Raw genomic sequence first — 25,615 nt, forward strand, 5'->3', positions numbered from 1 at the left:
TAACTATGGAGAAGTCTATCGTACTAAAAAATGTTTCCAAAAAATATAAGTTATACTCGAGGCCGAAAGAACGAGTCCTGGATATAATATTGCCTAAAAATTATGGTGAGGACTTCTTTGCCCTCCGTAATATTAATTTTGAAGCAAACAAAGGGGAAGTTATTGGGTTTGTTGGTGTTAATGGATCCGGTAAATCCACTTTATCCAATATTATTGCTGGCATTGTTCCCGAAACCAGTGGTACTGTTGATGTTAGAGGTGTTGCTTCCTTAATTGCTGTTAATTCAGGATTAAAGAAAGATTTATCAGGGCGAGATAATATTGAGTTGAAATGCTTAATGCTTGGTTTCTCCAAGAAGGAGATTCAAGAAATGGAGCAGGAAATTATTGAATTTGCTGAATTAGAGCGGTTTATTGATCAGCCTGTAAAGTCCTATTCCAGTGGGATGAAATCCCGTCTTGGATTTGCCATTTCCACAAAAATTGACCCTGATATTCTTATCATTGATGAAGCATTGTCTGTAGGAGATAAAGCATTTGCCCATAAAAGCTTAGAAAAAATGAAAGAATTTAAAGAGCAAGGAAAGACAATGATCTTTGTTAGTCACTCAAATGAACAAATTAAGGAATTCTGTGAGAAGGTTCTTTGGTTGGAGTTTGGTCAAGTAAAGGCCTATGGTACTGTCGAGGAAATTATCCCAGAATATGAAAAGTTCTTGAAAAAATTCAAGAAGATGTCTAAAAAGGAAAAAGAGAAATACCGTGAAGAATCCCTACTTAACTTTAGTAAGGTCTAGCACTGCACTGTTTCCTAAGAGTTCAGGGTGTGATTAAAACAATCATCCCTGAATTCTTGTTTTTTTAATTAATATTTTGTAAATATATGTGAACTTTTATTGACTTATGGTAAAGTTTATTAAGATTGTGTATAATTGATAGGTCAAGTTGTGGATTGTGAGGTGAACAACATGTTGTATATCACACTATTGGTATGTTTGGTCTTATCCTTTGTGATTACACCTTTCATTATAAAATTAGCCTTTAAAATTGGTGCTACTGATTGTCCTGATAATCGGAAAGTGCATACAAAAGTAATGCCTAGAATGGGAGGTTTGGCCATCTACGTGAGTTTTCTCGTAGGGTCCTTGTTGATTAGCCCTGCCGATCCGTTTCATTATTCCATTTTAATAGGCTCATTTGTCATTGTACTAGTGGGTGTGTTGGATGATATTTACAATTTGTCTGCCAAGATGAAGCTTGCAGGTCAAATTACTGCCGCATTAATTGTAATTATATACGGTGGCTTACAAATAGAATTTATTAATCTCCCATTTGGTGGTGTGTTGGAATTTGGATTGTTAAGTATTCCAATAACACTCTTTTGGATAGTGGCTATCACTAATGCCATTAATTTAATTGATGGACTGGATGGCTTAGCTGCTGGAGTTTCGGCGATTGCCTTAGTAACATTAGGGGCTATGGCCGTTATCATGGGTAACTATTACGTAATTATTATTGCCTTAGTATTATTAGCCAGCACGTTAGGGTTTCTTTACTTTAACTTTCATCCAGCTAAGATCTTTATGGGTGATACAGGGGCCTTATTCTTAGGCTATATGATTGCTGTTTTATCTTTACTAGGTTTTAAGAATATTACCTTAGTGGCCTTGATTATTCCTGTCCTTATCTTAGGTGTTCCTATTGCCGATACGATTTTTGCTATTATTAGACGTAGAATAAGTAAAATTCCATTTTATGTTCCCGATCGTTCCCATCTGCACCATTCGTTACTGGATTATGGCTTCTCGCACAGACAAACAGTATTAATTATTTATTTGTTTAGTGCTATTTTTAGTATTGCAGCTATACTATTTTCGATGGCAACAGTTTGGGGAGCTATCGTCATTATTTTAATAATGTTAATAGCCCTAGAATTGTTAGTTGAAGTTTTGGGGTTAATAAATAAAAATTACAGACCCATATTAAATTTTTTGAGTCTGTATAAGTCTCGTTTTATTAAAGATAATAATTAAATTTTTTAATAGTACCCTAAAGCTTTATTAGCTTTAGGGGCTTTTTTATTTATAGGATAATCTAAAACAAAAAATATATTTCGAGTACAGAAAAAATATTTTATACATTTGTCTACATCGTTATACAAATATCACAGATAAAATTCCAATATATTACTGAATTGGTGTATGAATATACGTTTATCCAGGTAATTTCATTATCTAGCAATTATTGACAGAGAAAAATGTAAATGATAGTTTTATATTGTACAATAATTCTAATTATTGTTATATTTCATCGAAAAAAGAAAGGAGGATCTTTATTATTAGAGTTTTTTAAAAATTTAGAAAGAAAAGAGGGGAAAACAAATGATGAAAGTAAGAAAACTAAGAAAAAATTTAGCTATTTTTCTAGTATTTTTATTAGCTTTTTCTAATCTAGTGTATGCAGCTCCTGTTGCTGCAACGGCACCTGCGCAAGGATTACCAGAAAAAACGCAACCGACGCCTTCTATCGAGGATACTGTTGATGAAACAGTACTTGCTGAGCAATATGGCCCAGAAGATATGGTGAGAATTGTAGTTGAGCTTGAGAAAGAACCCGCAATTAGTTACGCAACGGAACAGGGCGTACGTTATAAAGACCTAGCTGACTCTGTACAAGCTCAATTACAAGAAGAAATAGTTAGTTCCCAAGAAGCGGTTAAGTCTACGATCACTTCTATGGGAGTCAATTTTGATGTAGAATACAGCTTTACAACAGCACTTAATGGTTTTAGTACAGAAGTGACATTCAGAGAGTATGAATTAATTAAAAATGCTCCTGGCGTATCTGAAGTACATATCTCTAATGTTTATACCTTGCCAGAAGAACAAGAGCCAAATATGGACCATAGCTTAGAATTAGTTAGGGCGATGGAGACATGGCAAGATTATGGCTATGATGGCGAGGGAATGATTGTTGGAATTATCGATAGTGGAATAGACCCTTGGCACAATGACATGACCTTAGACGAAGGTGTAGAAATTAGTTTAACAGAAGAAATGGTTAAGGCATCAGGCCTTGATGGTATCTATTTCACAGATAAAGTTCCTTTCGGCTATAACTATATGGATAAAAATACTCAAATTCTTGAGCAAGGTCCAAGTGTTAGCAGCCATGGGATGCACGTAGCTGGTACAGTTGCTGCAAATGGAGAAATTAAAGGGGTTGCTCCAAATGCACAATTACTAGCTTTACGAGTATTCGGTGATGATCCACGTTTCGGTTCAACATATGGTGATATTTATGTAAAAGCAATTGACGATGCAATTTTATTAGGGGCAGATGTAATTAACTTAAGTCTTGGGTCGGTGGCAGGTTTCGTTCGACCTGAAGATCCAGAACAACAAGCAATTGCCCGAGCAGTAGACAATGGTATTGTGGCAGCAATTTCTGCTGGTAACTCTGCTCATTTCAGTAATGCACTTGGTTTGGGAGATCCACTTGCTTCTAATCCTGATATTGGTTTAACAGGGGCTCCAAGTATTTCTTATGACTCCATTGGTGTGGCATCATTTGAAAACTCTTTCTTGGAAATGGAAGCTTTCTCATGGACAGCTGGTGAAGAGGAAGGAAACGCAGCATTCTTAGCCTCAAATGATTATCATAAAGATATAGAGGCTCCAAAAGAATTGATATATGTAGATCATGAAGGATCTATTGATGTATTAAATGCAAAACTTGCTGAAACAGATGTTGAAGATAAAATAGTAATGCTTCGACGTGGTTTACCATTTGTTGACAAAACTTTGGCGATTCAAAACGCAGGTGGGGCTGGAGCGATTGTAGCTAATAATACAACCGGTTATGTTGCAATGGCTACAGACGGATCCATTGTAATTCCACAAGTATTTATATCTCAAACAGATGGTAATCAATTAGTGGACCTACTATCGGAAGGAACAGAAGTATTTATTGAGTTCGGTGGGGAATCAGTAGTTGCCCCTAACCCGGATGCAGGTAGTATGTCAGCCTTTACATCATGGGGATTAACTCCAAACTTAGATTTCAAACCTGAAATAACCGCACCAGGTGGAAATATTTTATCTACCCTTCAAGGTGGGGGATATGGATTAAAGAGTGGAACATCTATGGCTGCTCCACACGTAGCTGGTGGATCTGCCCTCGTTTTACAAAGAGTAGATGAGTACTTTGAATTAGAAGGTTACGATCGAGCTTTAAAGGCGAAAAATATTTTATTAAACACATCTGTACCTATTAAAGATAATAGTTGGATTAACGGAGATCCGGCATTTGGATTGGATAATCCATATTCTCCACGTAGACAAGGTTCTGGTTTAATGGACCTGCATGCTGCAATGGCAACACCTGTAGTTGTTACGGAAATAAATACTGGTGAAGCCAAAGCTGCATTAAGAGAAATTGGTGATACAGTATCTTTTACACTTCAAGCTGAGAACTTTGGCGATGAAGATGTAACGTACGAAGTGAATGGTAATGTTCAAACAGACTTAGTTGTTTCAGGAAGAAACTGGGTAGAAGCTCAAGGCGTATTTGATTCTGAAGGTGAATATCCAATTGGATTTGATGGTGTTAATGAATCCAATGAACTTATTGTCCCAGCTGGTGGTACTGTTGAATTTACTGTGACCCTTGACTTAGAAGACGCTGTTGTGTGGAATAGTGGAACAAAACTTACCGACTTATTCCCGAATGGTGCTTTCGTTGAAGGTTTCGTTACATTAACAAATGAAGGAGTACCTCCATTAGCCATTCCATATGTAGGGTTCTACGGTGAGTGGGATGAAGCTCCAATTATTGATGCAAAATGGTATGAAGCAGGAGCCTTCCATACTTGGACTGGACTATTTAGTCAAACTGGTTCACGTTTAACACCGATTCCTGAGCTTGAAGGATTTGATGATGTTAACAATATATTTGCATTCTCTCCTGAAGTATCAAACGGTGTTAATCCAGTATTAACATTTTTAAGAAATGCTGAGGCAGTGCAATATAATATTCTCGATGAAGATGGTGAGAGATTAAGAACAATTAGATTAGAAAGTGATGTAAGAAAGAACCATGCAGCACCTGGTTATACTTTCGATGGTACAAGAAATTGGGATGGAACAGTGAACAGATCTGTTGTTGAAGATGGATTATACTACTATGAGGTAAAAGCAAGGGTAGATTTCGAAGATGCTAGATGGCAAAGTGTTCAATTCCCAGTATTAGTTGACACTGCAGCACCTGTGGTAACTGTAGACTATGATTTTGATGCTGCGGTTATTGAATGGGAAGTTTCTGAAGAAGCATCTGGTTTACAAAGTGTAGAAATCCTAGTAGATGGTGAAGAGCAATCAACAGTTGATGTTTCTGAAGACCGTTTTGCACAATCTGGTGAATTTGATGTATCTGGAGTAGCAACAGGTGCAACAGTAGAAATTGTTGCTGTTGACCGTGCAGGTAACACAACGGTAGAATCAGTTCCTGCAATTAACGATGATACGGTACCATACATTTATATTGATTCTCCAGTTACATTAACTGCATTTGATAGTTTTGAAATTCCGGTTTCTGGATACATCGTTGATAGTTCAGAAGTAGTAGAATTCAAGGTAAATGGTGAAGTGACGGAAGTTACCTTTAATGAAGAAGCAAATTATTTCGAATTTGATACTACGGTAACATTCGAAGAAGATGGAGCTCCAGACATTTTCTTTGAAATGACGGATGCAGGTGGAAACTATGTATCTATTAAGCGTCAAGTAATCGTTGATACAACTGCTCCTGTATTAGAAGTTAATGCTCCAGCATTTGTTTCTGAAGATACAAATGAAGTTACCGTTGATATATCTGTAAGTGACAACTTTAACCAATTACGTTTATTTGTAAATGATAGTGAAGAGTACTTCAATGCGTTAAGAGCACCTTTTGGTGTATCTGACTTCTCTGATGAGTTGGAATTAACTTTATCCTTAGGAGAAGATGTAAACACATTTACATTTGAACTAGTAGACGTAGCAGGTAACGTAACAGAGGAAGTTGTTACAATCACAAAAGTGGATGCGTTTGTAAGCCGAATTGAAGGACATACTCGTTTTGACACAGCGGTAGAAGTTAGTCAAGAGGGTTGGGAGTCTTCTGATGTCGTTATCTTAACTCGTGCAGACGACTTTACAGATGCTTTATCCGGTGCTCCATTAGCAAAAAAATATGATGCACCAATGTTATTAACGAGAAATGGTTCCTTACCTAAAGCAACCGCAGATGAAATTGCACGATTAGGTGCAACAGAGGTAATTATACTTGGTGGACATCTTGCTGTTGGAGAAGCAGTTGAACAAGAATTAGAGTCTCTTGTTCCTTCCGTAAGACGTATCGAAGGGCAAACAAGATGGGAAACTTCTGCATTAATTGCTCAAGAAGTAGCTCCTGAGGGCTCTGAAGAAGCTGTAGTCGTCTACGGTAGAGACTTCCCTGATGCATTAGCCATTGCGCCATATGCAGCTGCGAAAGGTATGCCAATTCTTTTAACAGAAAAAGAGGATCTTCCAAAAGCAACAGCAGATGCTCTAGAGACATTAAATGTAGAAAAAACATATGCTTTAGGCGGACATTTAGTCATGTCGGATGAAGTATTTAATGCTCTTCCAGGTGGAGAGAGATTTGCGGGTCAAACACGCTTTGATACGGCAATGATGGTAGTAGAAGAGTTTGATCAAGGGGCAAAACACTTCTATGTAGCAACTGTAAATGATCACGTTGATGCTCTTGCAGGTGCAACACTTGCTGCTAAGCAAGGTACTGGTATTTTGTTAGTAGGAGATTCTGTACGTGATAACTTAAAATCCTTTGTAGCTGACAACGGTGTTGAAAAATTAACCGTTCTTGGTGGGGAGCTAGCTGTTTCAGATGCAGTATTTGGAGAGTTAGTAGATTTAATCGTTAAATAAATTAAAAAAAGACTGCCTAGAGGTTTCTCTAGCAGTCTTCTCTTTTCATTATTTAGTATTAACATTTATTTTGTCATTTGAATTTCTATCCTTTGGATGATAGTTTCCATCTCCATAAGTTTTTGAGCATTTTGTTCATTAAACTCATTTAATTCCTTTTCGAATTGATCCACTTGGTTTTGGACTTGGTTAAATAAATCAGAATTTTTATCGATTTTAGCGGATTTTAAGATATCTAGTCTTAAGTTATATTTCTCCAATTTATTTTCAATAATCGTTTTTCTTCTAAGTATGTCTTCTTTTTGTTTTGTCAATTCATTTTGCCAATTGGATAACTCTTCTTCTTTATTAATAGACATTATAAAACCTCCCCATCAATTAGTCTTCTAAATATTATTATCACATTCCTATGGCTTTAATTCAAAAAATAGCTCTGTTATACGAAAACTATGTTTTAATACATTGTCTATTTGCAAACGAAGTTGATTGAAGCGAAAGGCACGAGAACTGTCTCTTCCTCTACCAGCATTGCTTTGTAGCATTATGCGTCGAGACAAATTGATGTTTATTCGACGAAGTAACGCTCTTTCCTGCGGAAAGGGAGTGCCTGAAGCATAAATCAACTTCCTAATTTAGCGTGGTGTCTGTAAAGACATGGGAGTTTTAAACACGCTCTTTAAGTCAAAATTAATAGAAAAGTTATATTTATTTATAAAGAAAAATGTGGTAATTTAAAACAAACTGTAGAAATAAGGAGAAATAGAATGAAAGAAATTAAATGGGGTTCACCTATTAGTGTAGCGTGTATTGGAATATTTTTATGGGGATTAGCAACGCTATTAGATACCATTTGGAAGTATTTTCTTAGCTTTGGATAATGTTAGTTTATTAGATTGGGGGCGACCTTTTTAATGAATAAGTACATAGCAGTTAGTACTGTTATTTTGTTGCTGGTTTCTTTGTTTATTAAATTAAATGATCATTCTATTACGTATGCAAATGCCAATGATATGGGAGAAATAACGGCCAGTTCATTAAATATAAGGGAACAGCCCAATACTACTTCGAGAATTGTGGGTAGTTTAACTCGTGGAACAACTGTTGAAATACATGAACGGCAAGGTAGTTGGTACAGAATTAGACATAATAATCGCTGGGCATTTATACATAGTGACTTCGTAAGGGTGACACGAACTGCCTCTGTTAGTAATCAAATTATTGCAACAGGGCAGGTAACGGCCAGCAGTTTAAATATAAGAAACCAGGCGAGTACAAATGGTAGAGTCATCGGTTCCTACACTCGTGGTACGAACGTAGATTTATATGAAAAGATTGGGCAGTGGTACAGGGTAAGAGTAAATAATGGCTGGGGCTTTATTCATGGAGATTTTGTCCAAGTTTCCAATACTTCTAGTGGGGCTGGGTCCAGTTCTAATTCAGGGACAAATGCAACTACTGTTATAGGTAATGGAGAGGTAACAGCTACCCGGTTGAATGTACGGGATCAGGCCAGCACTAACGGTAGAGTTATTGGTTCCTTAACACAAGGATCTAGGGTGGAAGTTTACGAAAAATCCGGTCAATGGTACAGAATAAGGATAAACAATAACTGGGGATTCGTTCATGGGGATTTTTTACGGGTAACCAATCTCCAAAGTAACTCAGGATCATCCTCTTCCACATCTCAAGTTATCGGTAGTGGGGAAGTGACTGCTACCCGATTAAATGTAAGGGATCAAGCCAGTACCAATGGAAGAATCATTGGATCTTTGGATCGTGGGACCCAAATAGACCTTCATGAAAAGGTTGGTCAGTGGTATCGAATTCGGCTGAATAACAGTTGGGGGTTCATTCATGGGGATTTTGTTCAAGTAAGGAATAGTTCAAATAACTCGGGATCAGGGGCAGGATCGGGCTCTAATGCGAATCAAAATTCAACTTTAGGAACGGGAGAGGTAACAGCCAGTCGGTTAAATGTAAGGGACCAAGCAAGTACCAATGGAAGAATTGTCGGGAGCTTAGATCGTGGAACAAGAGTGGAACTTCGCGGACAAACGGGCCAATGGTATGAAATTCGATTGAATAATAGCAGAGCTTTTGTCCATAGTGATTTTATTCGTGTAATAACTGGATCAAGTAGTAACAATGTCTCAAGGAACTTAAATGGAAGAACTATTTTCATAGACCCAGGTCACGGGGGGAGAGATCCTGGTGCCGTTGTTAACGGTGTATTTGAGAGCAGGCTGGCTTTGGAGATTTCTAATAAGTTGAAGACTGAATTGGAAAGGGCTGGCGCTAGAGTAGTGATGAGTCGCACCAATGATTCCTTTGTTGCTTTATCGGACCGGACCAGAATGGCCAATAACTCCAATGCAGATATATTTATTAGTATTCATATGAACAGCTTCATGCTTCCAAGTGCAAACGGGGTTGAGGTGTTTTTTGACCGTACTAACGCGGGAGCTGACAGTAGAAGACTTGCAGAGTCAGTACAGCGCCAGTTAGTTAGCCAATTAGGGTTTAGGGATCGTGGAGTTGTTGAAAGAAACTTTGAAGTCATCCGGTTTAGCAGGATGCCAGCAATCCTGGCTGAGATAGGATTCATGACTAATCCAAATGATTTGGATAAGCTGGTAAATCAGCAAGATAAAATTGTCGAAGCCCTAATGGAAGCCATCGATCAATACTTTAGAAATTAATACAATAGTCTCTTTGATGCTATTTTTTGAAAGGCTTGGAGAAACGAAAGGCGGCGACTCTAGCGACGCGAGAATTCTTTTGTGCAGCGAGTGAGTGATCGCAGGAGCAAACGGGGTGGGGCAGAGGAGCATTACTTTTAGAATTTACTACAAGTTGTCTCGACGAATGCACTAAGGAGTAATGCTCTTTATGAGCCGGGTAAGAGGCGTTTGCGTTTCGTTACGCGTTACATGAAAGCTTTATGAGACAAGTAAACTTCTAACTAGTCTTCCAATTTTCTTTTCAAAAATAGAAGAAGAGTAAATTAGACATTTGGGGGAAGTACTCTTTTTTCATACTTAAAAAGCCTTGGCATATAAGGACATAAATGTATGAAATTCATTCAACTAAAAAAGCAACCGTAATAACCATACAATATTATATTTAATCATGTAAAAAGTTCACATAAAGTTCGGGGACCCGGTCCCCGAACTTTTCACTTTCTTTGCGTAAATAATAATTTTTGGTATGATTTTGTCTAATAGAGTCAGTTCAAAAAGCTCGGTTTTTGAGCTTTTTGAACTGACTCGAAGCAATGAGCATAGTCGCTGCTGTTTTTTAAGCTTACTAGGAGTGCTTTTCTCCTAGTAAGCGCGCAGCGAACGGAGCCATTGCAACACACTTTTTGAACACGCTTTTAATAAGATTTGATAATTGAAATGATTAAAAAGAAAAAGAGTTGATGATAATGGATAAAGTAAATATTTTAGGTGTAGAAGTTTCAGCTATGACACATGATCAAACAATAAATACCCTTATAGATGCTGTGGACAATGACAAAAAGAAATTTGTTGTTACAGCGAATCCGGAAATTATTTTACATGCTTATGAAAATCGAGATTACTTTCAAGAGCTTTCTAAGGCAGACATCATTACTGCGGATGGTATTGGGGTTGTTAAGGGAGCTAAACTATTGGGGCGCAGTATCCCTGAGAGGGTAACTGGCTTTGATTTATTTATAAGCCTTTTAAGGAAGGCAGACCAAAAGGGTAATTCTATTTACTTACTTGGTGCAAAGGAAGCTGTCCTAAACAAAACGGTGACATATATAGAAGAGCAATATCCAAATATTAAAATCGTGGGAAAACATAACGGCTATTTTGATTGGGAGGACCCTTCCATTGCAAAGGAAATTGCAGGTAAAAAGCCAGACTTTGTTTTTGTTGCCTTAGGATTTCCCCGTCAAGAAAAATGGATAGGAAAGTATATTGAACAGTTTAACAAAGGGGTTTTTATTGGTATTGGCGGTAGTTTTGATGTTTTAGCAGGGGAAGTGAAGCGAGCCCCTGAAATTTGGCAAAGATTAAATCTGGAATGGTTATATCGACTGATGAAACAGCCTTCTAGGTGGAGGAGAATGCTTGCATTACCTCGATTTGTTTTTAAGCTGTACTCCTATAAACAGAGGTGACATGATTATATGACTAAAAGCCTTGTCCAAGGTGCGTTTTATTTAACGATTGCTACAATGCTTTCAAAGATAATTGGAAGTGCCTTTCGCATCCCTTTGCAAAACATTGCTGGAAATGAAGTGTTAGGGATTTTTACCCTCGTCTATCCAGTTTATATGACCGTTTTAATATTAGCTGTGGCAGGTATCCCATTAGCCATTTCCAAGCTAATATCCGAATCACGGGCTATCGGGGAAGAGGAGAATATTAGACATATTTTTATTACTGCCTCCCTATTAGCCCTATTATTCGGCTGTATTAGTTTTGTTGGGTTATTAAGCTCATTAGATTCCCTTGTCGTTTTATTAGGAGGGGAATACATACGATTGTCCATTATTGTTATATCCTTCTCCTTATTAATTGCCCCTTATATGGCGGTTTACCGTGGTTATTTTCAAGGCTTTGACATTATGAAAGCAACAGCGGTATCACAAGTCATAGAGCAAATAGTAAGGGTATTTTTTATTCTTTTGTTTGCTTTTTTTCTTGTGCAGCAAAATCAGCCGTCACACATTGTTACAGCTGGAGTGATGGCGGGTTCCATTATAGGAGTTTTTGCTTCCTTCGTTTATTTACGGATCTACTATACACGTGTAGGGCCAAAACCAAAGGAGGAGCCTTCACAAAAATATAATTGGCAAGCCTTTAAGCTTTGGTCCAAAAAAATATTGGTACTTGCTATTCCAATCTGTATAGGGATTATTACGTTAGCACTGATTAATTTGATCGATTCCCTCACTGTACCGACGCAGTTAAGGGCAATTGGATTTGATGAAGAAACAATCCCCTATATCTATGGTTATTATGGAAGAGGACTTGCACTAGTACAAATTGGGGTTGTATTCGCCCAATCCATGGTCATTCCTTTAATTCCATTAATCACTTCCGCTTTAGTCAAGGGGGAAAAGGAGCATACTTCATCATTAACAGAAAAGGCGTTATCCTATACCCATTTAACCTCTTGGCCAATAAGTATCGGACTTTTAGCTTTAACCATACCAATAAACTATGCTTTTTTTGGTGATTTTCGTGAAAATGCCGTTATTGCTATTTTACATTTTAATGCCCTATTCACGGCCTTTGCTATTATGACAACAGGATTACTGCAAGGGATGAATCGGTCTTTCCATGCGGCCTTAATCGTTCTAGGGTGTGCAGCTTTAAAGGTAATCCTAAATATCGTTTTTATCCGACACTTTGGGTTAATGGGAGTAGCTATATCTACGGTTATCGTTTATGCACTGATGACAATCTTTAACTTGGTATTAATAAAGAACACCATTACGCTAAAGATGTGGAAGCGTCATCATTTTATTTATGGCCTTTCAGCGATCGTGATGGGTATTGTTGTTGCATTACCTTTGTACTGGCTAGATTTAACAGAGTGGACGAGAGGAAATACATTTGTTTACTTAATGGGGATGATTCTCCTAGGCGCCCTTATTTATGGGGGAATGATTTTGGCCCTTAAGGGAATTACCAGTCGAGAATTAAAGCAAATTCCTTATATTGGAAAGTATATCAGTAATGGAGGATGAAGGAGTTCCTATGATGACAAGAGTACTATGGTCCATTATCGTTATCGTTATGATATTGTCTATTCCCTTTCTGTGGGAAAGAGTCAGTATAGAAAGTAATCATACTACCTATGAAGTCTCCATTCCATATGATGATATTAGAGCGATGGAAGCGGTTGGTATACCTGCTGATGATGTACTATCTCAATTCAGGTCAGGGGGGGTTGAATCCATTAGCTTTCAACCTTTAACGATGGATGATTTAATAGAGCGTTCCATTATAGAGGTAGTATCAAGAAGTTACTTTCATCAAGCAACAGAAGGTTCGTCAGAGGAACTCCTTGAGGAGCATGGTATCCTCCTGGAAGTTTTAGATAAACATCATCCTTATATGGAATTATTAAGCAGCTCTATTAACCGTCTCTACGACGGGTTTGCGAAGGTGGAGTCGATTTCGACGGAGAACAATGAGTTTTTATTTTTACCTTATGTTAATGATGAAATAATGGACTTGCCCATAACCTTTGATATAGAAAATATGGAAAGAGCAATAAATAACGATTTTTCCATTATTTTGCGGTTAGAAAACAATCTTGCAAGTGAAGAACAGTATCAAGCTCTTTTACAAGATGTGGACAGACTGAAAGATTATATTAATCACCTGTTATTCATCGGTGGAGAAGTAGTTGGCTATTCCCCTAATCAGGAAAGTGGGGAACCAACTTTACATTTTATTAAAGAAAAAATGGATTACTGGGATACAAATCTTATTTTCATTGAAAATACACCGCAAAAGGGTTTTTCCCAATTAGTACAATCAACGGGACAAGTACCTGTTCGTCTACATAGCTTAACGTTGGAAAAAGGTAACGAAAGGGACCTTTCCCAAGTGTACCGAAGTTTAAGGGCAATGAAGGAAAGAAATATTCAAATCCTGTATATCAACCTTTTAAATAAATATAGCGGTGAAAGGTATGAACTTCCAAATGAAGCATTACATGCATTAGATGGCACGGTAGAATTTTTGCAAACGCTGGACAGCAAAACGATGATGAGCAAAGGGTCTGTTGTTCCCTATCCAAAATTCCAGTTACCTGTATGGATGGAAGTACTTCTACTACTAGCTGCCTCCTCGTTTATAGGGCTCATCATTCAGGAAGTGTCCAAAAGATATACCTTACCGATCGTTATCGCCCTCTGGGGAGTTTCCACCGTGTTTTTATTGATGGAACTGGATTTCCTAATGAAATTATTTGTTTTAGGCCTAGCAATTATAGCGCCTGTTTATGCTGTTTTTACCGTTGGAAAGCCGTCGACAAATACAGGGGTAATTATTTCATTTGTGAAAGGGTTAGGGATAGCTTTAATAGGAGCTTGGTTTGTTGTGAGTCTTTTATATGGTTGGGAATACATGGTTGGTTTAGAAGGCTTTCGTGGTGTAAAGCTATTAGCTGTGACACCATTATTCATCATAGGAGTGTATACAATAGGGCTTGCCGTATTGAAAAAACAAGTCATGGTTTGGCATTTAATCGTATTGTTCTTTGTCACTGCGATCATTGGGTTTTATATAACCAGAACGGGGAATTCGGGAATGAGTCTTCCTTTCGAGTTGGAGACACGTCAATGGCTGGAGAATTTCTTTGGAGTAAGGCCAAGGACGACGGAATTCTTCATCGGAACTCCTTTGTTTTTGCTCGGTATTTATTTCGTTAAAGAGGGGTATGAATGGGGGAAATACTTTTTCCTATTTGGTGCTATTACGTTTAGCTCGATCATCGGAACATTTACCCATTTGCATACGCCACTCCTCGTTTCCATACAACGAACCGTTATTGGACTAGGATTGGGCGTTGTTATCGGGGTCATTCTTATTGTAAGTTGGCTGATTATCAGTAAAACAATTCCTAGAGAGAGGTTTTATGAATGGAAATTGTAATATCAGGCTATTACGGATTTGACAATGTTGGAGATGAGGCAATTTTACTGTCCATTATCCAAGGGTTAAAAAAAGATTTTCCCAGTATCTCTATTACTGTTTTATCCAACCAACCGAAGAAGACAGCTGCTTTATATAAGGTTAAGGCCGTTAACCGTTGGAAATTAAAAGAGGTCATTCAAGCGATTAAAACAGCAGACGGAGTGATTAGTGGAGGTGGGGGCCTTTTACAAGATAAAACAGGATCCACAACCGTTTTATACTACTGTGGTATCATGTGGCTTGCCCATTTGTTAAAGAAACCGTTCTTTGTTTATGCACAAGGCATTGGTCCTATTCAAAGGAAATGGAACCAAAAGATTACTGCCTGGACCCTAGGAAAAGCCTCCTTATTAACGGTTAGAGATGAGAATTCGAAGAACTATCTTAAGAGCTTTGGGGTAAAAAAAGAAATTGCTGTTGTCCCAGACCCAGTCGTTGGGATGAGAGTAGAGGATAAAACACCATGTCGATGGATGAAGACGATCCCTAATGAGAAACCGTATTTAACAGCGACCGTTAGATATTGGTTAGATCATAAAAATTACTTAACCCATATTGCGAAGGGATTATCCTTATATGCTGAACAAGGTTTTCCAGTGGTTTTAATACCGATGCACGGGGAAGATGATCTTCATTGTTCACAAGAAGTGAAACAAATGATGACAAAAGAGGCCCAGGGCAATACCTATATTGCTCCCCATGAAATTTCCATTCAAGAAAAAATAAATATTATTGCCCATTCAGAGTTACTTGTTGGCATGCGGTTACATTCTTTAATATTCGCTGCAATAAACAAAGTTCCATTTTTATCTATATCCTATGACCCTAAGGTGGAGTCCTTTTCTTCCCTTTGTGGGCAACAAGTAATAGGTCGTGTAGATTCCAATTCCTGGTCATGGGAAAGTTTGATGAAGGAAATTGATGAGTATATGGTCAGAAAACCCTTATTAAAATCGAAATTAGTATCATACACAGAGGAAGCAGTTAAGAAAGCGGATTATACTTGCATAAGTGTCCTAAAGCACTTGGTGCAAGCAAAGGTAAAATACAAACTTCAATAATAAAACTGTAAAATTATGTGAATTTATTTTTGCCTGAAACATAATTCTTAAAGCTTCGTCAAATAATATAGAGGAACATTCATCCAAGAAAAGCTAGTTGTATGGATAAAGATAGGGGTTGGAGTACTTGATTATCGTTACGATTTTCATTTGTTTTTTATTTTCTTTGTTAATAACACCGAAAATAAAAACGTTAGCAATAAAAGTTGGAGCAATGGATAGTCCAAATAAACGAAAAGTACATAAGAAAGTTATTCCCCTTTTAGGGGGCTTGGCCATCTATATCAGTTTTGTACTTGGTATCCTTATTATTCGCCCTTTTAACGAAGACTTAGGAGTCATTTTAGCAGGTGCGACTATCATCATGATCACGGGAGTTATAGACGATATTTTTGAAATAAAGGCAAGGTGGAAGTTATTAGGCCAAATGATTGCAGCGGCAACGGTCATTTTTGGCGGGGTATATGTGGAGTTCATTAATCTTCCTTTTGATGGAACGCTTGAATTAGGCGTTTTCGGAATACCACTTACCTTTCTTTGGATCGTTGGTGTTACCAATGCCATTAACTTAATTGATGGATTAGATGGCTTAGCCGCTGGTGTCTCCTCGATTGTACTAGTTACTATTGCGACCATTGCTATGTTAGATGGGAATATATTTATTGTCACGTTAGCATCCTTGCTTTTAGCTAGTACGTTAGGGTTTCTCGTCCACAACTTTTACCCAGCAAAGATATTTATGGGAGACACAGGAGCCTTGTTCCTTGGATATATGATTGCGGTCATCTCCCTGTTAGGCTTTAAGAGCGTTACTTTATTTTCCTTAATCATTCCAGTTATCATTTTGGGAGTTCCAATTTCTGATACTCTTTTCGCCATCATTCGAAGGATAGTGAATAAGCAGCCTTTAGCATCACCGGATAAATCTCATTTACACCATTGTTTATTGAGATTAGGTTATTCCCATCGAACAACGGTGTTAATCATTTATGGTATTAGTACCTTTTTTGCCTTATCAGCAATGATCCTCACGCAATCTACCTTATGGGGAGCATTACTCATTACCGCTTTACTTATTTTGGTTGTAGAATTTATTGTGGAAATGGTAGGGTTAGTTAGTGGGGAATATCGCCCCATGTTGAACTTTATAGACCGGATATCCAACTTGAAAAATTATGATAATTATCGATAAAAATAAAGAAGCTGTCCAATTTTCTTCGGACAGCTTCTTTTCTTATTGATTTGCCGTTTCTAAATCATCTTCTTCGTCTGCTACTACAACAGCACGTTCTAAACCAAGGTGAACTCTTAATCGAAAGGAAATATCTGCAATGGATTCTTCATCTAAGGAATAATAATATATTCCGTTTATCCTTGAGTCGGTACCGTCAAGGGATAGTGACTCAATATTACCCAGATTCGGTGCATATCCATGTAAAGCTAGGATATTTCCAAAACTGAGGTTCGTTTTTAAATGGTTTTCTAAACTATCCATTAAACTGCTGAAATTAGTTATGGAGCTAAAGGAAGCCCCTTGTCGGATAATAGACTCTAGCACTTGTTTTTGACGTTCTCCCCTACCTAAATCTCCTCGTGGGTCTTGCTTTCTCATTCTTACATAAGCAAGTGCTTCTTCCCCATTTAATGTTTGTGTACCTTCATAAATAGTAATGGCACCTCTTCTGTCATTGCTATCCATTTCAGAAAAAGTAAATGGTACCTCAACTTCTACACCGCCGAGAGTATCTACAATTTCCATGAACGCATCAAAGTTTAATGACACAAAGTAATCCACAGGAATGTTTAAAAGCTTTTCAACCGTATCGATTGTTAAGTCAATTCCACCAAATGCATGGGCATGATTTATTTTATCAAGGCCTCTCCCAGGGATTTCTACTCTAGAGTCCCTTGGGATGTTCAGCATTTTAATGGAACCTTCTTTCTCATTGAAGGTTGCTAGTAGCATAGCATCCGTTCTTCCTCTAAGTTGACCGCTCCGATCATCTAGCCCTAAAAAGAGAATGGAGATATTATCTTTACTAGGATTAACTGCTTGTGTACGGATTTCTGAGCGATCCCCTCGCTCTAAAACTTGCTGTGCTCCACTTGTAACATCAGCTAACTGGTAATACATATATCCTACAGCACTACCGGCAATTAAAAGGGTAACAATAGTAAAAATCATTAGTCCCTTTAACACCCTTCGAAGTTTGCTGCCTTTTTTTTGTTGATTTTTATATTCTTTTCTAGAATTTCCCATAAGTAGGTACTCCTTTAATCTTATTTTTAATTAATAAAATATTATTCAAGAATCCTATATGTTGAGACGATATTCATAATGTAAAAGATTCGTTGAATTTGTAAAAATAAGTTGATTGAAATATATAACATTACTATTTTACAACATTTAAATCTATCAGTAAATCTCAAAATTACTCGAAAAGGGTTGAAAGACGATGAGTAGAAGGGAAAAGGGAAGAATGGTAGGCTTGTTTGTCACTTGGTAACTTATGTAAAGATATAATGAAGTTTTTAAAGATTAGTTGATTTATACAATTGCTAGATCTGTTGTGTTTAATTTGAAGAGAGAACGTATATTCTGTTATAATGTAGGAAAGTCCTAGATGGTATTTTGATAAATTGTTCATTTTTGAACTTTTTAAGGGAAATATTCTAAAAAGTTGTAGAAAATACGTTACAAAAGGACGGAAACAAGGTAAAATAAGGATAAATTACCCGGAAATCCATGGAGTATTTTACATATTTTTACCTATATTTAAAAAGAAAGGATTCGCTTATTTCAGGTGATTCCTTTTTTATGGGTTATTTTGTTGTCAGGGGGTGACGATGTTTTTATGGTGATTAATAGTGAAGAGTTGTTCACTATAGTGAACAACAATAATCAGGGAAATGAACAATGCTCCGGAGTGATGGAACTCAGTCATGACGGAACTATTCTACACCTTTGTGAAAAGTGCAAGCCTGACCTTCTAATAGAGTATCAGCTTCAAGTGGGAGACAGCATCCTGCAAACGCCTCTAGCTCCTGTTTTTTCGGCTCGAACAAACGAAGGGAGGAGAGGATGGGAAGAAGCCTCCACTGCACTTGGCCAAAAGAAGAAGGATGATTTTGAAAACTGGTGGTCATACACGTTAACAGATAAATTAGATGGAAAAAATGCCTCGCCAAAAGGGGTAAAATGGAACCGTGAAACAGAGCGGTTAGTGCAACAAATCAGCCTCAGATATGCCCATGAAATTCTAAATGCCCTGACACCTGTTTACGGTATTTTGCAGATGATAAAAACGGACACGGAAATCAAAGACCCAGCTAAGTTAGAAGAACTTCTTGAAATTGCACAACAGGAAATTTTGAAGGGGAAAACCTATGTAAATGATTTTCTGAACATTAATTTTGTTCGGACACCGGAACCAGACTGGGAAAGGATGAGTGATCTCGTTTCCTATATTGAAACACAATTAGAAACACAGTCACCTGAGTTCATACCCTATATAGATATAACGATGGAGTCAGAACAAGACAAAGATGTTTTTATTGATAAAAAACAATTGCGTTTAGTACTTCAATTGCTTTTAAAAAAATGGATCGATTACGCTGACGAGCCTTCCACCATTGAAATCAGTTTTGAGGTTAAAGGAATGGACAAGCTGCAAGTGAAGTTGTTGATGCATGAAGGGGCCGACAGCCTTTATGATGCGGATGATGAATTTATGTATTACCTGCATCTCGTTGACCGCAGCATGGAAATGAACGGCGGAACGATAAAGGTGTGTGAGGGAATAACCCTGGAGTATTCCTATTCCAATGAAATGAAGGCAGAAGCTTTAATAAAGCAACTATAAAGTTCGAAGAAGTTACCAGCACCTGGACCAAGTGATGTTTAGGTGTTTCTTTGAGTTTATTATAAAAATTAATAGAGGAAAATAGCATAGGGAATCCGTAGGTGTATAGTCCTATTACTTCTTTATTGATAATGAATAAAAAAGATACAAATACCTATTGTTGTCGAAAATACTACTATTTTGGTGTATGATATTGATAGTGAGAAGTTAGGAAATGTACGAACGGAATTGGATATTGGTGGTTTAACGAAAATAGCAAACGTATTGAAAAATAAGGTCGAAAAGCCACGGGCTAAAGTGATAGTGCTATGGTAGCCGGGTTACCGAAAAAACTGATATTGAGATGGGTATCTGTTTTTAGGTATCCATCTTTTTTTATGTGATAAATAGTCTAAAACGTTTATCATTGGGATTTAGAATAAAATGATAATAGACTTTTGAATATGATTGGGGGATCAAAGGATGAAGAAAGAGGCCAAAAATAAACCGAAGAGTTGGTTTAAAAATGTTTTATCTAATCAACATCAGATTCATCAAAGTAATGTAGAGGAGCCAGCAACACAGGAAATAATGGAAGAACAGATGAGTATTGAGGATAACCCAAAGACTTCTGATTCACCTAGTAATAAGCAATTATTCACAAAGGACAATCAAGACAAAGTTTCGTTAGATTTAATCGTTTCTTTAGAAAATTTGTTAAATGACCGGCAATTAGTTCTTTATAATAATAAAGACCTTGAGAGCCAGTTAAATACAGCGAATGAAACGATTAGTCGTTTAAAGCACGACTTAAACAAAAAAGAGTTGCTTTTGGAGGATAAAAATCAAGAAATAAGTTTGTTAGAAAGTAATATTACGAACAAACAAATGAGTTATGATCAGCTTCTTGAAGATTATAAAGACTATCAATATACTACCAAAAATGAGTACGAAAAGATTTCCAATCAACTAGAAAAAGAGACTAATAAATATATTAAACTCAATGAAGAGTCGAAGAACAGTCAATATGAAAGTTTACTAAAAATAAAAGACCTTGAAGAAAAGGTTAGGAATTTAGAAATAGAAAATCAGGAGTACACAGAACAATATCAAAAAGTTCTTGATGAAAAGGATGATTTAATGCGGACGATTAATGATTTTACAGAGAGAATGGCTATGTCTTTTTCACCAAAATCATCCACATCTGCACAATCGGAATAAATTGATGGGTGGACCTATTCATGAAAAGAGAAAGGGGACAACCATTTAATGTCATTACATCATATAAAACTACTTGAATTGTTATCTGTACATAGAATGGCTGAAAAATCATTTTTAAAAATTAAATTTTCATTTGGACAAGAAATGGAGTTATTTTGGGAAATTGATCAGGATACCGCTACTCATTTAATGGAATTAACGGAGTACCACGGACAATCTAAATATAGGTTATCCTTTCATAGCTCTTGGGATCCAATAAAAAAACAAAACACAAGCATTATAACTAGAACCTTTAAAGATCATAGTAAGAAAATTTATTTTTCTTGCTCGAGGGAGTATTTAAATCAATTAAACGCAATAAAAGATATCCAACAATTAAGTGAATATAATGATCTAAGCTTTTTAACTAAAGAACTTCCAATGGATGAACAGGAACTGCAAGAGCAAGAAGTGTTGAAGTCCAAAGATCGCAATGGTAGTTATACTTGGAGAGTTCTAACCGTAGTGTGTTTAGCTATTTTTCTATTAGGGTATTCAGGATATGATTATGTTAACAAAACTGTTTCTGGTGAGGACTTTCATGTAATTACTGGATTTACAGGGAAGGAAACTGTTTTAAGTCAAAAAGACTTTCATTCCATTAGTAGAGACCTATCTATAGATCCTCATTTGGAGCACACCCTACCTTATTTAGAACTAAATGAGCTATTAACATTTAGCATTCCTGAAGGAAATGTTGCTATTACATTTGATGATGGCCCTTCTTTATATACAAAAGAGATTACAGACATATTATTGGAATATCAGGTTGGGGGTACATTTTTCTTTGTTGGAAGTAATGTAAAGAAATATCCTGAAAATGTTCGATACGTTCATTCAAACGGTTATTCCATTGGAAGTCATTCAAACAATCATATCAATATGAAACCTCTCTCTAACGAAGATCAAGAAAATGAACTACTAATAGCAAATCAAACGATTCAAGAAATTACTCTTGAGCCAGTAGATCTCTTTCGTCCCCCTTTTGGAGCCTATGATGAAAGAATGCTAGAACTAATGACTCAATTTAATAATAAGATGGTACTGTGGAATATCGACCCGGAAGATTGGAGAACCCATAATCCCAAGGATATTTACAACCATATACGTCAATCCGATGTATCTGGTTCTATTATTCTTCTTCATGAGACTCAGGCTGTTGTTGATGCTCTACCAAAAATAATTGAATATTTGCAAGAAGAGGGATTACAAATGGTGAATCTACGATAATAGTAAACGTATTGAAAGTTAGGTCCCTAGACTGGGCTTTAAGATCGAACGTTTACAAGAGCTTTAGAGCATAAAATAGAATGGCCGAATTCAAATTAGATGGAGTATTTATATTACCTCTTCCTCCAAATACTCCACACCTATTTTTTCTATTGAAACTTGTCCGTTTGTAAGGTTGGTGATCCATTCTTCGAAGGTTTCTTCTTCTCCAACAGTAACGTATAGTTCGATGCTAACCTTTTCTAAATACTCCATCTCCTTGATGCGGTATGGAGAGGAGTGGATGGCGTTCTCGATTTTTCCGAGGAAGTGGTAGTCCAACGTCACTTTATAAATTTGCGCCAGCTTCCGTTCTACCACACCGGTTGCTTTGATGCCTTCCGATGTGGAAGAGCTGTATGCACGAATTAAGCCGCCGGCACCAAGCTTGATCCCGCCGAAATAGCGGGTAACTACCACTACCGTATCCTTCAACTGACGCTGCTTTAGCACCTCAAGAATCGGTACCCCCGCTGTCCCCGATGGTTCACCGTCATCATTAGCCTTCTGAATTTGGTCATTTTCCCCAATCATATAGGCGGAGCAGTTGTGGTTCGCATTCCAATGCTCCTTCTTTATTTTTTCTATAAAAGCTTGGGCCTCTTCTTCCGTCGTAACCCGGTTAACATAAGCAATAAAACGAGAACGCTGAATGGAAATTTCGTGTTCACCATAACCCTTTACAGTATAATAAGATGTAAGCATAATAATCTCTCCTTCAATGGGGAAAAACGCTTTTTAGCTATGTTAAATTAGAGATAATGTTGATTGAAGCGCAAGGCACGAGACTCCTGCGGGAAAAGCAACGGCTTATAAAATTCAAAAAATCCCGTCAGTAACTTGTGTTTTTAGGTTATGATGGAATAGGAAAAGTGTCAAGTTCACTGGCCATTTTCTGAAGATCAATTTAAACTATTACATTCTATTAACTATAGGATAAAAATATTTTCAAGTTTACCCCCACATAATGGGGCATGTTGTCGATATTTATAGTTAATAGGATTTCTCATTGACACTGTCTATTCCATTTTTTCACCAATAAAAGGGTCTGAAAAAAGGAAAATAGAAGGAAAAAGTTGTCGTTTATGTCGAATATGTTAATATTCTGGACAAGCTTCGGAAGAATAACATCAGAAGACAATTCTGTCATTTTGTTTAGGGGAAAGAGAGGAAGTCAATGGCTGCGAAAAATCCTATTGAAAATATATTAGAGAGAATGATGGATGCGGTAGGGGACAGCCGTGAAAAGATTTTTGAAATCGGAGAAGAGTCCCGTTCTGAATACACCCAACTAAAGTCAGAGCTTGATAATATTCAATCTAATGTGATTACGATAATTGAAAAAAATGAAAAAATGGAAATACACTCCCGTTTTGCTAGAAATCGATTGGCGGAGGTTAGTAAGCACTTTGCTAATTATACAGATGAAGAGGTCCGTCGGGCTTATGAACAAGCGAACGATTATCAAATTCAGCTGGCTGTTTTGCGTCAAGAAGAGAAGCAGCTTCGAGAACGCCGTGATCAAATTGAGCGCAGGCTCGTGAGATTGAAGGAAACGGTGGAGAGGGCAGATAATCTGGTAAGCCAGATTAATGTAGTAATTAATTACTTAACTGGAGATTTGAAGCAGGTTACGGCCATGGTTGCCGATGCTGTGGAGATGCAAAAGTTCGGCTTGAAGATTATTGAAGCTCAAGAGGAGGAGAGAAAGCGGCTCTCCCGTGAAATACATGATGGACCAGCGCAAATGATGGCGAATGTGGCCTTGAGGTCTGAGCTTGTGGAAAGAGTTTATGCGGAAAAGGGAGTCGAGGAGGCCATGCAGGAAATTCGTGATTTAAGGTGCATGGTAAAGGATTCCTTAGCGGAAGTTCGCCGAATTATTTATGACTTACGACCAATGGCCCTGGACGATTTAGGCCTGATTCCAACGTTAGAAAAATACTTACGCCATGTTCAAGAGCGGATGGACGCTACCATTATTTTCCGTAATTTTGGAAAGGATATTCGTTTACCGACAGAAATGGAGATTGCCCTCTTTCGATTCGTTCAGGAAGCGGTGCAAAATGCAAATAAGCATGCGGAGGCAACGGAGATCCTTGTAAAGGTTGAATTGAAGCCGACTAGAGCAGTGGCAGTCATTAAGGATAATGGAAAAGGCTTTAACCCGAATGTGAAAAAGGAAGGCTCCTTCGGTATTTTAGGAATGCGCGAAAGGGTAAATATGCTTGATGGCCATTTAAGCATCGATTCCAAGCCGGGAGCTGGTACTCTAATCATGGTTCAAATTCCAGTTGATGGATCAAAAGTAGGTAAAAAGTAACATGTTTATAGCTAGTTTTGGCATGTTCAGTAAATGAGTTTTTTAAACGATAATATTAAATAAGAATGATTGATCTGGATAAATTTATTTTTACAGGGATTTATTAGAGGAGGAAAGGTTTATGATGGATAGAGAGCGACGTATAAAAATAGTCTTAGTGGATGACCATCAGCTATTCCGTGAAGGGGTAAAACGTATTCTTGCCATGGAGCCATCTTTTGATGTTGTAGCAGAAGGCAGCGACGGGGAAGTAGTTTTGGATCTGGTAAGAGAACATCAGCCCGATGTAGTCTTAATGGACATTAATATGCCTAACGTAAACGGTGTCGAAGCAACGAAGCAGCTAGTGGAAACATTCCCGGATGTGAAAGTACTAATCTTGTCTATCCATGATGATGAGACGTATGTTACCCATGTTTTAAAAACAGGGGCATCAGGATACTTATTGAAGGAAATGGACACAGAAGCACTCATCGAAGCGGTGAAGGTAGTTGGACAAGGTGGTGCTTATATTCATCCGAAGGTAACCCATAATTTAATTAACGAGTACCGACGTTTAGCAAGTGATGACAGAATAGACTCGGAAATTGGTTTCCGTGAAGTGGAATATCGCCGCCCATTGCATCTCCTAACCCGCCGCGAGTGTGAGGTGCTGCAGCTCATGACAGACGGTAAGAGTAACCGCGCCATCGGCGAAGCCCTTTATATTAGCGAAAAAACAGTAAAGAATCACGTAAGTAATATTCTTCAAAAAATGAATATGAACGACCGCACACAGGCTGTAGTGGAAGCCATCCGCAACGGCTGGGTGAAGGTGAACTAGAATACTAAATTAATAGAGGCTGTTCGAAAGGGTTTGAGATTTGAGTCCTTTCGAACAGCCTTTTTATATTAGAGAAAGATCGGTCTTTAAGCTTTTTGTATCAGACTCGAAGCGATGTGCGGAGTCGCTGCTTTTCAACTCACTTTTAAAAAATAGTTGGAGAATGTTGAAATGAAGTGGGAAGTTGGTAGAGAGCGGCTTCCTTTTTTGTATTTATAGGTAAATTTTATTTGTCGAAAGTTGATGGATTTTATCGAATCGCACATAGGGAGCGGATAATCGCACATAGAAGCTGAATAATCGCACATAGAACTTTGAAAATCGCACATAGAACTTTGAAAATCGCACATACAACCTGCAAAACCGCACATAGAAGCC

The 25,615-nt window shown here is 37.5% G+C and carries 17 protein-coding genes and 1 riboswitch; of the genes, 14 read left to right on the top strand and 3 right to left on the bottom strand.

The annotated features are described in order from the left end of the window. The first annotated feature begins 5 nt into the window (after positions 1–5). The 3 genes from tagH (at position 6) to J2S74_RS09190 (ending at position 6,971) form a co-directional block, all read left to right on the top strand. Positions 6–797 carry a teichoic acids export ABC transporter ATP-binding subunit TagH gene (tagH, locus tag J2S74_RS09180; RefSeq protein WP_307324556.1) on the top strand — a complete coding sequence of 264 codons (792 nt, stop codon included), beginning with the start codon at positions 6–8 and terminating at the stop codon, positions 795–797. 171 nt (positions 798–968) lie between these two features. Beyond that, positions 969–2,033: a glycosyltransferase family 4 protein gene (locus J2S74_RS09185; protein WP_307324558.1), complete on the top strand. Its 1,065-nt coding sequence runs from the start codon at positions 969–971 to the stop codon at positions 2,031–2,033. A 348-nt stretch (positions 2,034–2,381) separates the two neighbouring features. Further along, positions 2,382–6,971, top strand: a complete 4,590-nt coding sequence (locus J2S74_RS09190) for a cell wall-binding repeat-containing protein (RefSeq protein WP_307324559.1) — start codon at positions 2,382–2,384, stop codon at positions 6,969–6,971. A gap of 65 nt (positions 6,972–7,036) precedes the next feature. Here the strand turns inward: J2S74_RS09190 and J2S74_RS09195 are convergent, their stop codons facing one another. Beyond that, positions 7,037–7,330: a hypothetical protein gene (locus J2S74_RS09195; protein ID WP_307324560.1), complete on the bottom strand. Its 294-nt coding sequence runs from the start codon at positions 7,328–7,330 to the stop codon at positions 7,037–7,039. 552 nt (positions 7,331–7,882) lie between these two features. Between J2S74_RS09195 and J2S74_RS09200 the strand changes: the two genes are divergently transcribed. The 6 genes from J2S74_RS09200 (at position 7,883) to J2S74_RS09225 (ending at position 16,912) form a co-directional block, all read left to right on the top strand. Then, the gene (locus J2S74_RS09200; protein ID WP_307324562.1) at positions 7,883–9,670 is read left to right on the top strand and encodes an N-acetylmuramoyl-L-alanine amidase family protein; all 1,788 of its coding nucleotides are present in this window, start codon (positions 7,883–7,885) and stop codon (positions 9,668–9,670) included. A 728-nt stretch (positions 9,671–10,398) separates the two neighbouring features. Beyond that, positions 10,399–11,121: a WecB/TagA/CpsF family glycosyltransferase gene (locus tag J2S74_RS09205; RefSeq protein ID WP_307324564.1), complete on the top strand. Its 723-nt coding sequence runs from the start codon at positions 10,399–10,401 to the stop codon at positions 11,119–11,121. 9 nt (positions 11,122–11,130) lie between these two features. Then, entirely contained in the window at positions 11,131–12,699 is a 1,569-nt protein-coding gene (locus tag J2S74_RS09210; protein ID WP_307324565.1) for a putative polysaccharide biosynthesis protein, read from the top strand. After that, entirely contained in the window at positions 12,671–14,617 is a 1,947-nt protein-coding gene (locus J2S74_RS09215) for a DUF5693 family protein (protein ID WP_307324567.1), read from the top strand. Before J2S74_RS09210 ends, J2S74_RS09215 begins: the two co-directional genes overlap by 29 nt. Next, positions 14,605–15,720 (top strand): polysaccharide pyruvyl transferase CsaB, encoded by a 1,116-nt coding sequence (gene csaB / locus J2S74_RS09220; protein WP_307324569.1) that lies wholly within the window; start codon positions 14,605–14,607, stop codon positions 15,718–15,720. The genes J2S74_RS09215 and csaB overlap by 13 nt, the downstream gene beginning before the upstream one ends. Positions 15,721–15,847: 127 nt before the next feature. Then, entirely contained in the window at positions 15,848–16,912 is a 1,065-nt protein-coding gene (locus tag J2S74_RS09225) for a glycosyltransferase family 4 protein (RefSeq protein ID WP_307324571.1), read from the top strand. A 42-nt stretch (positions 16,913–16,954) separates the two neighbouring features. Here the strand turns inward: J2S74_RS09225 and J2S74_RS09230 are convergent, their stop codons facing one another. Continuing rightward, positions 16,955–17,980 carry an LCP family glycopolymer transferase gene (locus J2S74_RS09230; protein ID WP_307324573.1) on the bottom strand — a complete coding sequence of 342 codons (1,026 nt, stop codon included), beginning with the start codon at positions 17,978–17,980 and terminating at the stop codon, positions 16,955–16,957. A 595-nt stretch (positions 17,981–18,575) separates the two neighbouring features. On the opposite strand from J2S74_RS09230, the gene J2S74_RS09235 reads away from it, so the two are divergent. From J2S74_RS09235 to J2S74_RS09245, 3 genes are all read left to right on the top strand, one after another. Then, on the top strand, positions 18,576–19,583 hold the full coding sequence (locus J2S74_RS09235) for a hypothetical protein (RefSeq protein ID WP_307324574.1): 1,008 nt from the start codon (positions 18,576–18,578) through the stop codon (positions 19,581–19,583). A gap of 244 nt (positions 19,584–19,827) precedes the next feature. Continuing rightward, a riboswitch (cyclic di-GMP riboswitch) is annotated at positions 19,828–19,911 on the top strand. A gap of 134 nt (positions 19,912–20,045) precedes the next feature. Further along, entirely contained in the window at positions 20,046–20,783 is a 738-nt protein-coding gene (locus tag J2S74_RS09240; protein ID WP_307324576.1) for a hypothetical protein, read from the top strand. Between the two features lie 48 nt (positions 20,784–20,831). Next, positions 20,832–22,052, top strand: a complete 1,221-nt coding sequence (locus tag J2S74_RS09245) for a polysaccharide deacetylase family protein (RefSeq protein WP_307324577.1) — start codon at positions 20,832–20,834, stop codon at positions 22,050–22,052. Positions 22,053–22,160: 108 nt separating this feature from the next. Here the strand turns inward: J2S74_RS09245 and J2S74_RS09250 are convergent, their stop codons facing one another. Beyond that, positions 22,161–22,796 carry a YigZ family protein gene (locus J2S74_RS09250; protein WP_307324579.1) on the bottom strand — a complete coding sequence of 212 codons (636 nt, stop codon included), beginning with the start codon at positions 22,794–22,796 and terminating at the stop codon, positions 22,161–22,163. Positions 22,797–23,268: 472 nt separating this feature from the next. Between J2S74_RS09250 and J2S74_RS09255 the strand changes: the two genes are divergently transcribed. After that, entirely contained in the window at positions 23,269–24,414 is a 1,146-nt protein-coding gene (locus tag J2S74_RS09255; protein WP_307324581.1) for a sensor histidine kinase, read from the top strand. Between the two features lie 121 nt (positions 24,415–24,535). Beyond that, positions 24,536–25,237 carry a response regulator gene (locus J2S74_RS09260; RefSeq protein WP_307324583.1) on the top strand — a complete coding sequence of 234 codons (702 nt, stop codon included), beginning with the start codon at positions 24,536–24,538 and terminating at the stop codon, positions 25,235–25,237. The last annotated feature ends 378 nt before the right edge of the window (positions 25,238–25,615 follow it).

Origin of the sequence: Evansella vedderi (assembly GCF_030813435.1) — a bacterium.
Lineage (GTDB): Bacteria > Bacillota > Bacilli > Bacillales > Salisediminibacteriaceae > Evansella > Evansella vedderi.